Here is a 13,673-nt window from a genome sequence, read left to right as displayed (position 1 = left end):
AGCATGGTGAAGGAAGCCGAGTGAACATCGTAAAGCGCAGGCGCCGTATAGCGTCGGCCGTTGCCATTCTCCTGCCGATTGCCGTGGTCGGCCTTGGTATTGCCGCATGGAATGACGCGGGCGTGCAGCCGGTGACGCAGCAGACCGTCTCGATCCCGCTGCCGGAACTGTCGAAATGAGAGCGGTGCACCTGCTCGCGGGAGGCGCGCTGGCGCTGACCTCGGTGTGGGCGGTGGCGCAGGACAGCCCCGAATCGCTGCTGCCCAAGATGTTCGACGAGCCCGCACCCGCGCGCTCGGCCACCCCGCGTCCGCAGGCGCCGCGCACCCAGGCACCTAAGCCGCAAACTTCCTCCGCGCCGAGTGCTGCGGCGTCGAGCGCTCCGCGTCCCGCCGCGACCTCGACCCCGGTGGTGCAGGCGATCCCGACCGGTACGCCTAGCGCGATGCCTACCGTGATCGCGCAGGACGACGGCACCTTGCGTCGTATCCCGAGCCTCGAGGAACTCGAGAAGATGTCGCCTGAGGATTTCGAGGCGCTGCTCGGGGCCAAGGTGGTGATCGATATGCCGCCCGCCGCGCGGCGCTCCGCCGACGAGGCGGGGATGCTCGGTGCCGACGAAGGGGGGCTGCCGCTGGCCTCGCTCGCCGGGCAGAACGGCAGCCTGATCCGCGTCGCGCTGGAAGGCAACCGGGGGCAGCTTGTTTCGCGCTGGGGGCATATCCTGTTGCGCCGCGCGCTGGCCTCGCGCCTCAATCCGCCGAGCGGGATGAGCGCGGCCGACTTCATGGCGATGCGCGTCGGCCTGCTGCTGCGCATGGGCGAGACCGATGCGGCGCGCGTGGTGCTGCAGGACCTCGACATCGCCGATTACACCCCGGCGTTCGGGCAGGTGGCGTTCGACGTCTATGCCCGCAATGCCGACTTCACCGGCATGTGCCCGGTGATGGCGACGCAGGGCTCGCTGCGTGACGATGCCGCGTGGAATACCTCGCGCACCATCTGCGAGGCGTTTCGTGGCAACAGCACGGCGGCGATCTCGAAGCTGGAGCGCGACCGGGTTCGCGGCAAGATGGACCAGATCGACCTGCTGCTCGCGCAGAAGTACGCAGGCGCGGCCGGCAAGGCGCGGCGTGCGGTGACGATCGAGTGGGACAAGGTCACGACGATGACGCCGTGGCGCTACGGTCTCGCGATCGGCACGGGGCTGGAACCGCCGACCGCGCTGATGGCCACGGCGGGGCCGTCCTACGATTACGCGACGGCGCTGGCGCCGATGGTCAGCCTTGGCCGCCGGGCGGCGGCGGCGGATCGTGCCGCGGCGGCGGGCGTGCTGTCCAATGCGGCGATGGTGGACCTCTATTCGCAGATCTTCGCCGATCCCGACGTCACCGGCGAGTGGCAGGACCGCGCGGAATCGCTGCGGGATGCTTATGTCCAGCAGGACCCCGCCGCGCGGCTGGCGGCGATGCAGGCGCTGTGGAACGTGACCGGGTCGGCGCTCTATGCCCGGCAGGTGCTGACGGCCGCTGCCGCCGCGCGCATGGCGCCCAGCGCCGACATGGCCGACAGCGCGTCCTCGCTGATCGCCTCGATGCTGGCGGCGGGATACGACGCCAATGCGCTGCGCTGGTCGAGCGTGGTCGAGGCCGGATCGCGGGCATGGGGCATGCTGATCCTTGCTGCTCCGGGCCGCGTGGCGACGGTCGGCAGTTCGACGCTCAACAGTTATGTCGATGACGACGACAGCACGCAAAAGCGCCGCTCGGCCTTCCTTGCCGCCGGTCTTGCCGGGCTGGAGCGCGTCGATCGCGCCGACGCCGAGCGGGTCACCCGCGATGCCGGGATGGACATGGGCGGCAGCACGCGCTGGACTCAGGCGATCGACCATGCCGCCAGTCGCGGCGATGAAGCCAGTGTCGCGCTGCTCGCGGCCTTCGGCATGCAGGGCGACAACTGGCAGCGCATGACGCCGCGTCACCTCTATCACATCGTCTCGGCGCTGCGGTCGGTGGGGCTCGACGCCGAAGCGCGGATGATCGCCGCCGAGGCGGTCGCGCGGGTCTGAGGCCGATGAGCGGGGGCGCAGACGACCTCGCCGAGCGGTTCCTGGCGATGCTGGCGGCGGAACGCGGCGCGGCGGCCAATACGCTCGCCGCCTATCGCCGCGACCTCGAAGCCGCGCGCGAGGTGCTGGGCGATGTCGCCAATGCCACGCCCGAGGCATTGGAGGGGCTCGGAGGCGCGTGGAGCGGACTGGCGGCGTCCAGCCTCGCCCGGCGGTGTTCGGCGCTGCGGCAGTTCTATGGTTTCCTGATCGATGAGGGGCTGCGCAAGGACGATCCTTCCGGTGCGCTGCCCAAGGGGCGCGTGCGCCGCCCGCTGCCGCGCCTGCTCAGTCACGAAGAAGTCGAGCGGTTTCTCGCGCAGGCGGACGAGGAGGCGGTGTCCGAGCGGTCCGACGCGGTGCGGCTGCTGGCACTGCTCGAACTGCTCTACGGGTCCGGCCTGCGCGCGACCGAACTGGTGTCGCTCCCCGTCACCGCGGTGCCGCGGGATGCGCCGTTCCTCCACATCACCGGCAAGGGCGGGCAGCAGCGCATGGTGCCGGTCAGCACCCGCTCCCGCGCGGTGCTGTCGCGCTGGCTGACTTTGCGGAAGGGGACCTCGCGGTTCCTCTTTCCGTCGAGCGGGGCGAGCGGGCACCTGACGCGCGTGCGGTTGTTCCAGTTGCTGCGGGCACTGGCGGGCAGGGCGGGTCTCGATCCGGAGCGCGTCTCGCCGCACGTGCTGCGCCACGCCTTCGCAACTCACCTGCTGGAAGGCGGCGCGGATTTGCGCGTGCTGCAGATGCTGCTCGGCCATGCCGACATCGCGACGACGCAGATCTATACGCATGTGGACAGCGCGCGGCTGGTGGAACTGGTGAACTCGCGCCATCCGCTCGCGAAGGGGCAGATGTAGGGCGCAAGGGAACAAGCCCGCCGTGCGACTCGTTGCGCGACGGGCAAGAATCGCGGGTGGCGGCCCGCAGAATGGAGGAAGGGAGCGACATGGTATCCAACGTGAAGCGCGTGGTTCGGGCCGGAGTTCGGGGAGGCGCGGTCGTCTCGGCGCTGGGGCTGCTGGTGGTCTCGGCGGGGCCGGCGCGACTGGAGGCGCAGGCGTCGAAGGCGCCGCGCGTCTATGCGATCAGTGCTGCCGACAAGTCGCAAGGGGCCAAGGCCCATCCCGAACTGCTGGCCGAATTCGGCGGCGCCCTGACCGGCCCGCAGGCAAGCTACGTCGAGCAGGTCGGCAAGCGAATCGCGGTGCAGTCCGGCCTGTCGAATGCGACGGGGGATTTCACCGTCACCCTGCTCAATTCGCCGGTGAACAACGCTTTCGCGATTCCCGGCGGCTATATCTACGTGACGCGCCAGCTGACCGCGTTGATGAACAACGAGGCGGAGATGGCGGGCGTGCTCGGCCACGAGGTCGGCCACGTCGCCGCGCGGCACTCGGCGCAGCGGCAGAAGGCGGCGCAGCGCAACCAGATCCTCGGCGTGCTGGGCTCGGTGCTGGCGGGCGCGGTGCTGGGCGACAACGCTTTCGGGCAATTCGGGCAGAAGCTGTTTTCGCAAGGTTCGCAGCTGCTTACGCTGAAGTTCTCGCGCTCGCAGGAGCTGCAGGCGGACCAGCTCGGCATCACCTACCTCAAGCGTGCGGGCTACGATCCGCGCGCCATGTCGAGCGTGCTGGAAAGCCTCGCGCGGCAAAATGCGCTGGAGGCGCAGTTGCGCGGCAGCACGAATCAGACGCCGGAATGGGCCTCGACTCACCCCGATCCCGCTTCGCGCGTGCGCTCTGCGCTGACATATGCGGGGCAAGGCAGCGGCGGCACCACGAATCGCGACACTTTCCTCACGCGAATCGACGGGCTGGTCTACGGCGACGACCCCAAGCAGGGCGTGGTGGATGGCCGAAAGTTCACGCATCCGACACTGCGATTCGCCTTCGAGGCCCCCGACGGCTTCTTCATGGTCAACGGAACGCAGGCGGTGACGATCAGCGGATCGTCGGGGAAGGCACAATTTTCCGGCGGGAAGCTGAGCGGCAGCCTCGATTCGTACATCACCAGCGTCTTCGCCGGGCTGACCGAATCGAATCAGGCGCGAATCACTCCCGCCAGCATCGAAAAAACCACGGTGAATGGCATCCCCGCCGCTTACGGAGTCGCGCGGGTGCAGCAGCAGAGCGGGGCGGTGGACGTCGTCGTCTTCGCCTACGACTTCGGCAACGGGCAGGCCTATCACTTCCTGACGCTGGCGCAGGCGGGCGGGGCGGAAGTGTTCACGCCGATGTTCCGCTCGATCCGTCGGATCTCGGCGACCGATGCGGGCAGCGTGAAGCCGCGATTGCTGCGTGTCGTGACTGTAAGGCAGGGCGACACCGTGCGGTCGCTGGCGGCGAAGATGGCCTATACCGACGCGGCGGTGGACCGTTTCCTGGTGCTCAACGGGATGGATGCGAACACGGCGCTGACGCCGGGGCAGAAGGTGAAGATCGTAACCTACTGATATCGGGGCTTTATGGTTTCGGCGGGCCACAAAGCGAAAGGGGCGGCAGGTTTCCCTGCCGCCCCCGAAACTTTAATCTGTAAGTACAGATAAAGTATTCACCTATTAGGCAACGCCCTTCGACATAGCCGACGAGGTCTTCGAGAAGGTCGAAACGAGCTGCGAGCCCATGCCCTGCATGGCGGCGATGGCGGCAACTGCGATGAGAGCGGCGATCAGGCCGTATTCGATGGCGGTTGCGCCCTTTTCGTTGCGGCGCAGCTTGGCGAGAAACTTCATGAGTGGTCTCCTGATAAAGCAGTCTAGTGTACCCGGTCCGCCTCGCTTCAGTCTCTCTTCTGCGCCTTGGACAATCTCTTTTTAGCCTGCAATCGTTGATAAACGCTTAAGGCTGTTTCACCCTAGTTTTTGGACATCGCAGCCGACGACTTGGCGGCTACGTTGTTCCACATAGATACGGTCTCGCTGGCCACGCCCTGCAGCGTGGCGAAGATGGCCAGTACGATGAAGGCGAGGATCATGCCGTATTCGACCGTGGACGCACCGTCCCGGTTTTCGATGATCGTCTTGAGAAGGCGATGAAGGCGCATGGTCACCGTGCTAGTTCGCGCGAGGGACGTCTGATCCCACGGCAGCGTTAATTAGGCATTAAGGCAGGAGGCACAGCTGGAAAGTCCACCGACACCTTTACTCGTCGTCGCAGGCGCACTCGTGCGTCCCGATGACAGCGGGCGCGACGACGGGCGTTCCGGCACAGTGCTTATGCAGCAGCGCGATTTCATCGGAGTGCATGGCGGCCTATGGGAATTTCCCGGAGGCAAGCTGGAGCCCGGCGAAAGCCCCGAAGCGGCGCTCGTGCGTGAGTTGGAAGAGGAATTGGGTGTAAGCATCGCGGCAGGCGATCTGGAGGCGGTGGGCTTCGCCAGCGGCCGCACCGCTACGGTCGAGGAAGGCGGGAAGGGGCCGCCGCGTCCGCTCGTCATTCTTCTCTATATGTGCACCCGCTGGCAGGGCGATCCGCGCGCCATCGAGGCCGCCGACGTGGCATGGGTCGCGCCCGGCGCGATCGCGGGACTGCGGATGCCGCCGCTCGATTACCCGCTGGCCGATGCGCTCGAACGGCATCTGGGGGCTGTGGAAAACAATATGCAAAAAAGCGGAACATAGGCGTTGACCGATCCCGATTCCCCCCCTAGAGGCAGCCCTCCAAGGCGCCCGTAGCTCAGCTGGATAGAGCATCAGACTACGAATCTGAGGGTCGGACGTTCGAATCGTTCCGGGCGCACCACTCTTCCTTCCGGGGGTGATGTGGTCCTTGTTTGGGTTGAAAATGGTAGGCGCCCGTAGCTCAGCTGGATAGAGCATCAGACTACGAATCTGAGGGTCGGACGTTCGAATCGTTCCGGGCGCACCACCATTCAAAACGAAAAACCCCGCCCTAACCGGCGGGGTTTTTCGTTTTGCGATGGAAGGTCAGCCCTTCGCCAGAAACCCGCGCGACAGGCCGTGATAGAGCTTTTCGCGGCAGACCAGCGTGCTGGCGGCGTCGGCGATGATCGCGGTCAGGAACAGCGGCAGGATCATTCCTCGGCTGGCGGTGGTCTCCATGAGGATGATCACGGCGGTCAGCGGCGCACGCACGACGCCGACGAAGTAGCCGGTCATGCCGAGCAGGACGACGGCGGGCATGGGATCACCTGAGAAGACGTAGGACAGCAGTTCGCCGAAGCCCGCGCCGACTGACAGCGATGGCGCGAAAATGCCGCCCGGCGCGCCGGAGATCGCCGTCGCGGCGGTGGCGACGAACTTGGCCGGGCCGAACCACGGCGAGGCGCTTTGCTGGCCGTCGATCATCAGGCGGGTGGTCTCGTAGCCGGTGCCCCAGGTCGAGCCGCCGGTTACGACGCCAAGCACCGCGACGATCAACCCGCAGACCAGCGCCGTCGTTACCGGCCGCGAACGCATTGCCGCGAGAAGGGGATGTTCGCCGCGCGCACAGGCCAGCAGCAGGCGCGAGAACAGCCCGCCGAGGATGCCGCCCAAGATCCCCGCGACCGGCGCGATCATCACGACCGAGCCGACTTCCAGCGTCTGTCGCATCGCTCCGAAGTAGACGTAGTCCCCGGCGATCCCGAGGCTGACGAGACCCGAGACGACGACCGCGCCCATCACCAGCACCGCGACGCGCTGCTCGAAGGCGGCGGCGAGTTCCTCGATGGCGAAGGCGACCCCGGCCAGCGGCGTGTTGAAGGCGGCCGCGACCCCGGCCGCGCCGCCTGCGATTAGCACGCCCGCCGTCATCGGCACGCGCAGCATGCGGTGGCAGGCGACCATGATCGCGGCGCTGACCTGCACCGTCGGCCCCTCGCGCCCGACCGAGCCTCCAGCCAGCAGCATCGTCACCGTCAGCAGTAGCTTGGTGATCGCGGTGCGCATCTGCAGCAGCGGCGAGCGCGCGAGTTCGAGGTTCTCGCCCGCTGCCATGACCTGTGGAATGCCCGAGCCGCGCGCAGCGGGCGCCCAGCGCCGGGTGATGAAAACGACGGCGGCGAAGATCGCAGGCGTCATGACCAGCGGCGCGTAAGGGTGGACGGCGGTGAACCCTCGGAACACTTTCTGCGCGGTGTCACCCGCCCACGCGAAGGCGATGGCGATCAGGCCCAGCAGCACTGCGCCGCCGATCGTCGCGGCCCTTCGGCGGGCGAGGTCGAGCGAGGCGTCGATGCCCGGGACGGCCTTGAAAAAGGCCGTGAAGCGTTCCGAGATGGTCAATGCGGACCCCAAGATGGTCTGGCGGCGCGCTTGTTGCGCGTCTGGACGGGCTCGCGCCTCTATTGGGGCAACGGGTGCGCGAATCGCAAGACCTTTTTGACCCGGATAAATAGAGAGGGCCGGAAGCGACCTCGATCGCTTCCGGCCCTCGGCCACTTTTCCGGTCACCCTGCCAAGGCAGGATGAGGCAGAGGCTTACTGGCCTTCGGGCGTGGTCGCCGCAGCCGCACCGCCTGCGGTCGCGGCGGCGTCCGCGCCCGGCTGGCCGCCGGCGGCCGACTGGGTCGCCTTGGCGAAGTCGGCAGCGCTCATGCCCAGAGCCAGCGAACCGTCGGCACCGAGGCCGAGGTAGGACTTCTTGAGCTGCGCGGCCGAACCGCCGCTGAGGGCCACGGTGACGTTGTCACCTTCGACTTTGCTGACGGTGCCGAGTACGACGCCGTCGCTGCTCTTGATCGGCGCGTCGGCGACGATCGCGGCATCCTTGGCGGCGGTGTTCTCGGCCTTGGCGCCGTTTACGGCCGATTCCAGCTCGGCCTTGGTCATGCCGATGGTGAGGCCCTTGTCGCGCGTCACGAAGGCGTTCTTGGGGAGACCGGCGCGGGCGGTGCCGGTGGAGACGGTGACGATGTCGCCCTGGACGGCCTCGACAGTGCCGACTTCAGCGCCTGCGGCGTCGAAGACCTTGGCGCCGGTGGTCGGGTTGGCCGTTGCGGTCGCCGCCGCGGCGGGAGTGGCAGCCGGTGCAGCGGCCTGAGCCATCACGGCAGCAGGAGCGAGGGCGGCCGCAGCGATGGCGGCGGTGATGAGGGTTTTCTTCATGGCGTACTCCTTGTTTGCGGGACCCGTGGGAGGACGAGCCCGGAACAAGCCCCCCTGAAGGGGCGAGAAATGCGGCCCGGCGAAACCGGGCTGGGGTTACCCCGTCCGACTTTCGCCGGCCCCGCCGTGGCGAAACTTCGCACACGGCAGACGGGGTGAGGGACAGGTATAGTCAGGCAAATCCATCGCAGGGTGAACGGTTGCGTGTACAAGGGGCGAGTCGAGCCATTCCCGCGATGAGCCGGTCAACCCTTGTGGAAAACTGCGGATTCCCGCCGTTCTCGCCATCGGGTGATGTACGAGTGGTTGTTGGGATGACCACCACGCGGTCACGAATGGCCAAATCCTCGCGTTGGCGCAAACCGGGCGGCAACCACTTCCGACGCGAGCGGCGGAGCGAAATCTGGTCCTTGCCGCCCGCGCCCGCAAAGGTTGCTGCGACGAATGCCGGGAGGGATCGGGCGAACGCCTCCTTCGTGTGCACAAGTTGACATTCGAGGGGAACTTTCGCGGCCTTCGGTGCTTGAACCGGCCGTGGTGGAAGCTCCGGCAGGATGGACGATGCAAGATCAGAACGACGAGGGTGTAGCGCCTTCGGTATGGCGCTATGCCAAGGCTTCGCGCGCGCACGTGGTCGTGGACGCGGCCGATTACTTCGAGGCCATTCGCGAGACGATGGAAGGCGCGCGGCAGCGCATCTTCATGATCGGGTGGGACTTCGATTCCCGCATCCTGCTGACCTCCGGGCGGCGCTGGTGGCAGCGTGGCCGCAAGCGCAAGTTTCCCGCGCGCCTCGGCTCGTTCATGCTCTGGGTGGTGAAGCGCAATCCGGAGCTTGAGATCAGGCTGCTCAAGTGGAACGTCGCCATGCTCAAGTACCTGTTCCGGGGTACGATGCTGTTCGACGTGGTGCGCTGGGCGAAGCATCCGCGCATCGACTTCAAGTTCGATTCCGCCCATCCGGTCGGCTGCAGCCATCACCAGAAGATCGTGGTGATCGATGACAAGGTTGCGGCCTGCGGCGGCATCGACATGACCTCCGACCGCTGGGACACGCCCGACCACCTGCCGCAAGACCCGCGCCGCAAGCGGCCGACCGGGCGGCTCTACGGTCCCTGGCACGACGTCACGATGATGCTGGAGGGCGACGTCGCCGTGACGCTCGGCGAACTGGGGCGCGAGCGCTGGAAGGTCGCCGGCGGCGAAGACCTCGCGCCCTGTCGCCCGCGCGAGGGGACGCCGTGGCCGGAGGGGCTGACCGCCGAGTTCGAGAACGTCGAGATCGGCATCGCCCGCACCCGCGCGGAGTACAACGACTGCCCGCAGGTCGCCGAGATCGAGAAGCTCTTCGTCGAGCAGATCGCCCGCGTGAAGCGCTTCATGTATGCCGAGACGCAGTACTTCGCCTCGCGCGCGATCGCCGAAGCCATCTGCAAGCGGCTGACGGAGGACAATCCGCCCGAGTTCTTCATCGTCAACCCGGTCACCGCCGACGGCTGGCTGGAGCAGCAGGCGATGGATACTGCCCGCGTCGAACTGGTCGAGACGCTGCAGGCGGTGGACACCCAAGGACGTTTCCGCATCTTCACCCCCTCCAACGCCGAGGGCGAGCCGATTTACGTCCACGCCAAGCTGACGATCATCGACGACGAGGTGCTGCGGGTCGGGTCGGCGAACATGAACAACCGCTCGATGGGCCTCGACAGCGAGTGCGACGTCTTCATCGACCTTGCCCGGCCCGGCAATGCCCACGTCGATCCCGCCACGATCACCGAATTGCGCCTGCGCCTGCTGGCCGAGCATTGCGGTATCGCCGAAGGTGAAGTGGCCGCCGGAATCGAGCGGCACGGCTCGATGGCGGCGATGGTGGACGCACTCAACCGCGACGGACCCAAGGCCGGAAAGAAATATCTCGAACCCTTGCCCTTGAAGAACTTGTCGGAAGCTGAAAGAGCACTCGGCCAAAGCGGGGTGCTCGATCCGGAACGCCCCGGCGAAATGTTCGAGCCCATCGCGCGACGCGGGTTGTTCCGGGGCAAGGGACACCTGATGCGTGTGCGCCTGATGAAGAAATTGAGAAGGAGCAAGTCGGATGAGCAGCCAGGTAAGTCCCGCTGAGGATAGCCCGCGCCATGACCCCTTGCGCAAGCCGGATGTGCCCGACAACGTTCAGGACGCAATCCGCACGCTGATCCAGTGGGCCGGTGACGATCCGACGCGCGAGGGCCTGGTCGACACCCCCAAGCGTGTCGCGCGCGCCTGGCTGGAATACTGCCAGGGCTATCAGGAAGATCCGGCGGTCCACCTGTCGCGCATCTTCGAGGAAGTGGGCGGCTACGACGAGGTCGTGCTGCTGAAGGACATTCCCTTCCAGTCGCACTGCGAGCACCACATGGCGCCGATCATCGGCAAGGCCGCGATCGCCTACCTGCCGCGCAACCACGTTGTCGGCATCTCCAAGCTGGCGCGCGTGCTGCACGGCTTCGCGCGCCGCCTGCAGATTCAGGAGCGCCTGACCGCCGAAGTCGCGCAGTGCATCTGGGAACACCTGAGGCCGCAGGGCGTCGCCGTGGTGATCGAGGCGAACCACGCCTGCATGACCGCGCGCGGCGTGCGCACGCCGGGCGTCGGCATGATCACCAGCCGCATGATGGGCACTTTCCTGGAGGACGAACGTTCCCGCAAGGAAGTGCTCAGCCTGATGGGCTACTGAATATCGGAGAGGCGTCATGGGTCATGCGCAGGTACTCGAGGGCGGTTGTCGCTGCTCGCGCCTGCGCTTTCGCCTGACGGCGCCTCCGCTGATCGAGGGGCTGTGCCACTGCACCGGCTGCCAGCGGATGACCGCCAGCGCCTTCTCCACCACGATCTCGGTGCCGGTGCAGGGCTTCGAGGTCGTCACCGGCGAGACCGAGATCGGCGGCATTCACGGCGACGAGGCGCATCACCATCACTGCGTCTGGTGCAAGTCCTGGGTCTTCACCCGGGTCGATCCGTCGATGGGCTTCGTCAACGTGCGCGCCACGCTGCTCGACGATCGTTCAGTGTTCACCCCCTACATCGAGATGCAGGTGGCGGAGAAGCTACGGTGGGTGGAGACGAAGGTGGAGCGTCGCTACGACCGCTTTCCGGAGCTGGAGGAATATCCGCAACTGATCGCCGACTATGCAGCGTGGCGGGCGGTGCGGTGATCCTGCCCGACCGACTGGGCACCCGCACCACCTTTCGTCATTGCGAGCGCAGCGAAGCAATCCAGGGCAGTCTTGAGTCGCCCTGGGTTGCTTCGCTACGCTCGCAATGACGATGGAGGGGGAAAGACCTGCTTCCCTGAAAGATAGCGCTTGAACCCCGCCGCGCCTGAGGCCAGAGCCGCTGCCATCCGGTCCGGGCAGGCCGGAGGCGGACAGGCAGATGATCGAGCACAATAGCGGGGCATTTCATGGATCGGCGCGCGTGCGCCTGCTGCTGGCGCTCGTCCCCGCGGTGACGTTGCTGGTCCTGCTGCTGCGGCCGGTGTGGGACGTCGATATCTTCTGGCAGCTCAAGCTGGGCGAACTGATCGTCGATCGCGGCGGCCCGGTGCCGACCGAGCCTTTCGCCGCGCTCCATGCCGGAGAGCCGCTGCCCGCCGTCGCATGGGCCGGGCAGGCGGTCATGGCGACGGTGCGGCGGATCGGCGGCTGGGACCTGCTGCGCGTGTTCGACGCCTTGTGCTGGCTCGGCGGCTTCTGGGCCGTCGCCGCCGCATGCCGCTGGAAGGGCGCTAGTCTGCAGGCCGTGATGCTGGCGCTGGCGCTGGTCTTCGTCGCGGCGCTGCCGACCGCAAGCGTGCGCCCGCAGAGCTTTGCCTGCCTGTGCTTCGGGCTGCTGCTCGCGCTGCAGCGGCTGGACTTGCGGCCGCTGCCGATGGTGGCGTTGGGTCTGCCGGTGCTGATTGCGTGGCAGAACCTGCATCCTTCGGTGAGTGTCGCGGTGGCGGCGCTGAACCTTGCCGCCGGGGCCGGATGGTATCGCTGGACAACCGGCCGCGCCGCCGCTCGTCCATGGGGGCTGAGCGCCCTCGGCGTGCTTTCGGTGGCGGCGATGTTCGCCACGCCCGACGGCGCCTCGATACTCGCGACCTCGGCCGCCAACGCGCAGGCGAGCATAGCCATCGGCGCGAGCGAGTGGTTCCCGATCTGGACACCCGCCAACCATCCCAATGCCCTGCCGGTGCTGGTGGTGACCTTGCTGACGCTCTGGCTGATCGTGCGTCGGGGCGGGTGCGTCGATCTGGCGGAAATCGCCGTCGTCATCGGCCTTTCGGTGATGACGCTGACGGCCTATCGCTTCGTGCTGTTCTGGGCGGTGGCGATGGTGCCGGTGATCGCCCGCGCTGCCGGAAAGGAGGGCGCGAAACCCGCCCGTTCGGAATGGCTGACGGTGCTGGCTCCGCTCGCGCTCGTCGCTGTGGTCACCCCGCTGCTCGCGCCGACGCGCTTCGCGCCGACTCTGCCGCTGAAAGCGGTGGAGCACTTGCGCAAATTCGGGGTGCGCGGGACGGTCTATGGTGATTTCCCGTTCGGCGGCGTCATCATCGACACCGGCTACCCGGACTGGAAGGTCGCTTACGACGGCCGCTACTACCGCTACGCGCGCGAGGAGTGGCAGTACAACGGCGGGATCGAGAACGGTATCGTCCCGCTCGTCGACGTCGTGCGCAAGTGGAACCCGGCCGCCTTCGTGCTCGACGAGGACCACAATGCGCCGCTCGCCGAGGCACTCGCCCGCAGCCGCGCATGGCAGCGCATCTATGCGGGTGAGGGCGTCGTCGTCTACGTGCCGCGCATCATCCGCCGCGCGTCACCGGGATCAGCGCCCCGCTGATCGCCCGCGCCTGTGCCGAGGCGAGGAACACGATCACATCCGCGATGGCCGAGGGCTGCACCCATGTCGCAAAGTCCGAGTCCGGCATGTCGGCGCGGTTGGTCGGGGTGTCGATGGTGCTCGGCAGGATCGCGTTGACGGTGACGGCGGTGCCGGAAAGCTCCTCGGACAGCGCCTCGGTCAGCCGGTGGACGCCCGACTTCGACGCGGTGTAGGCACCCATGCCGGCCGCCGCCTTCCCCGCCGCGCCCGCACCGATGTTGACGATCCGGCCCGCAGCCGAAGCCTTTAGTGCGGGCAGGGCGAGCTTGGTGATCGTTGCGCCGGTGAGCACGTTCATCGCCTGCATCTTCACCCAGGCATCGATCGAGCCGTCCTCCAGCGTCTCCCAGGTGAAGCCGCCGGCGACGTTGACCAGCACGTCCACCCCGCCATGCGCCGCCGCGACCGTGTCGAGCGCGGCCTGGGTGGAGGCCGCATCGGTCAGGTCGACCCCGCCGATGTCGAGCGCGCCGTCCAGCGGCTCATGCGCGGTCTTCGCGAAGTCCACGCGGGCGACCTTGTCTCCCGCCGCAGCGAAGGCCTGCGCCACTGCCTGCCCCAGAACCCCGAAACCACCGGTGACGATAACCGAGCGCGCCATGATCTAACCCC

14 protein-coding genes and 2 tRNA genes are annotated in these 13,673 nt (G+C 67.3%); 11 read left to right on the top strand and 5 right to left on the bottom strand.

What is annotated here, in order from left to right:
• Positions 1-20 precede the first annotated feature (20 nt).
• The 4 genes from PKE80_RS02090 to PKE80_RS02075 all read left to right on the top strand — a co-directional run bounded on the left by PKE80_RS02090 (position 21) and on the right by PKE80_RS02075 (position 4,559).
• Entirely contained in the window at positions 21-179 is a 159-nt protein-coding gene (locus PKE80_RS02090; RefSeq protein ID WP_155986147.1) for a hypothetical protein, read from the top strand.
• The gene (locus tag PKE80_RS02085; RefSeq protein ID WP_271181072.1) at positions 176-2,068 is read left to right on the top strand and encodes a hypothetical protein; all 1,893 of its coding nucleotides are present in this window, start codon (positions 176-178) and stop codon (positions 2,066-2,068) included. The genes PKE80_RS02090 and PKE80_RS02085 overlap by 4 nt, the downstream gene beginning before the upstream one ends.
• A gap of 5 nt (positions 2,069-2,073) precedes the next feature.
• Positions 2,074-2,964 (top strand): tyrosine recombinase, encoded by an 891-nt coding sequence (locus tag PKE80_RS02080; RefSeq protein WP_271181071.1) that lies wholly within the window; start codon positions 2,074-2,076, stop codon positions 2,962-2,964.
• 89 nt (positions 2,965-3,053) lie between these two features.
• The gene (locus tag PKE80_RS02075; protein ID WP_271181070.1) at positions 3,054-4,559 is read left to right on the top strand and encodes a M48 family metalloprotease; all 1,506 of its coding nucleotides are present in this window, start codon (positions 3,054-3,056) and stop codon (positions 4,557-4,559) included.
• A gap of 105 nt (positions 4,560-4,664) precedes the next feature.
• Here PKE80_RS02075 and PKE80_RS02070 read toward each other — a convergent pair whose 3' ends face one another.
• Both PKE80_RS02070 and PKE80_RS02065 read right to left on the bottom strand, forming a co-directional pair.
• Positions 4,665-4,838 (bottom strand): Flp family type IVb pilin, encoded by a 174-nt coding sequence (locus tag PKE80_RS02070; protein WP_271181069.1) that lies wholly within the window; start codon positions 4,836-4,838, stop codon positions 4,665-4,667.
• Between the two features lie 122 nt (positions 4,839-4,960).
• Positions 4,961-5,149 carry a Flp family type IVb pilin gene (locus tag PKE80_RS02065; protein WP_008829679.1) on the bottom strand — a complete coding sequence of 63 codons (189 nt, stop codon included), beginning with the start codon at positions 5,147-5,149 and terminating at the stop codon, positions 4,961-4,963.
• 121 nt (positions 5,150-5,270) lie between these two features.
• Here PKE80_RS02065 and PKE80_RS02060 point away from each other — a divergent pair, with 121 nt between their 5' ends.
• From PKE80_RS02060 to PKE80_RS02050, 3 genes are all read left to right on the top strand, one after another.
• Positions 5,271-5,726, top strand: a complete 456-nt coding sequence (locus PKE80_RS02060; protein WP_271181068.1) for a (deoxy)nucleoside triphosphate pyrophosphohydrolase — start codon at positions 5,271-5,273, stop codon at positions 5,724-5,726.
• 44 nt (positions 5,727-5,770) lie between these two features.
• Positions 5,771-5,847, top strand: a tRNA-Arg gene (locus PKE80_RS02055).
• Between the two features lie 49 nt (positions 5,848-5,896).
• Positions 5,897-5,973 (top strand) — tRNA-Arg (locus tag PKE80_RS02050).
• A 59-nt stretch (positions 5,974-6,032) separates the two neighbouring features.
• Here PKE80_RS02050 and PKE80_RS02045 read toward each other — a convergent pair.
• Together PKE80_RS02045 and PKE80_RS02040 are read right to left on the bottom strand one after the other, a co-directional pair.
• Entirely contained in the window at positions 6,033-7,331 is a 1,299-nt protein-coding gene (locus PKE80_RS02045; protein WP_271181067.1) for a chloride channel protein, read from the bottom strand.
• Between the two features lie 195 nt (positions 7,332-7,526).
• A complete protein-coding gene (locus tag PKE80_RS02040) occupies positions 7,527-8,153 on the bottom strand; it encodes a hypothetical protein (protein WP_271181066.1) in 627 nt (208 codons plus the stop codon).
• Between the two features lie 561 nt (positions 8,154-8,714).
• On the opposite strand from PKE80_RS02040, the gene PKE80_RS02035 reads away from it, so the two are divergent.
• The 4 genes from PKE80_RS02035 to PKE80_RS02020 all read left to right on the top strand — a co-directional run bounded on the left by PKE80_RS02035 (position 8,715) and on the right by PKE80_RS02020 (position 13,019).
• Positions 8,715-10,271 (top strand): phospholipase D-like domain-containing protein, encoded by a 1,557-nt coding sequence (locus tag PKE80_RS02035; RefSeq protein ID WP_271181065.1) that lies wholly within the window; start codon positions 8,715-8,717, stop codon positions 10,269-10,271.
• Entirely contained in the window at positions 10,246-10,866 is a 621-nt protein-coding gene (gene folE / locus PKE80_RS02030; protein WP_271181064.1) for a GTP cyclohydrolase I FolE, read from the top strand. Before PKE80_RS02035 ends, folE begins: the two co-directional genes overlap by 26 nt.
• A 16-nt stretch (positions 10,867-10,882) precedes the next feature.
• Positions 10,883-11,344 carry a GFA family protein gene (locus tag PKE80_RS02025; protein ID WP_036522685.1) on the top strand — a complete coding sequence of 154 codons (462 nt, stop codon included), beginning with the start codon at positions 10,883-10,885 and terminating at the stop codon, positions 11,342-11,344.
• A 220-nt stretch (positions 11,345-11,564) separates the two neighbouring features.
• Entirely contained in the window at positions 11,565-13,019 is a 1,455-nt protein-coding gene (locus PKE80_RS02020) for a hypothetical protein (RefSeq protein WP_271181063.1), read from the top strand.
• Here the strand turns inward: PKE80_RS02020 and PKE80_RS02015 are convergent.
• Positions 12,982-13,662, bottom strand: coding sequence for an SDR family NAD(P)-dependent oxidoreductase (locus tag PKE80_RS02015; RefSeq protein WP_008829671.1), 681 nt, complete (start codon positions 13,660-13,662; stop codon positions 12,982-12,984). The genes PKE80_RS02020 and PKE80_RS02015 overlap by 38 nt on opposite strands.
• Between the last annotated feature and the right edge of the window lie 11 nt (positions 13,663-13,673).

It is taken from the genome of Novosphingobium resinovorum (assembly GCF_027922145.1).
Lineage (GTDB): Bacteria > Pseudomonadota > Alphaproteobacteria > Sphingomonadales > Sphingomonadaceae > Novosphingobium > Novosphingobium resinovorum.
The sequence above is the reverse complement of the archived record's forward strand: the minus strand, read 5'-3'. Positions and strand labels throughout refer to the sequence as shown.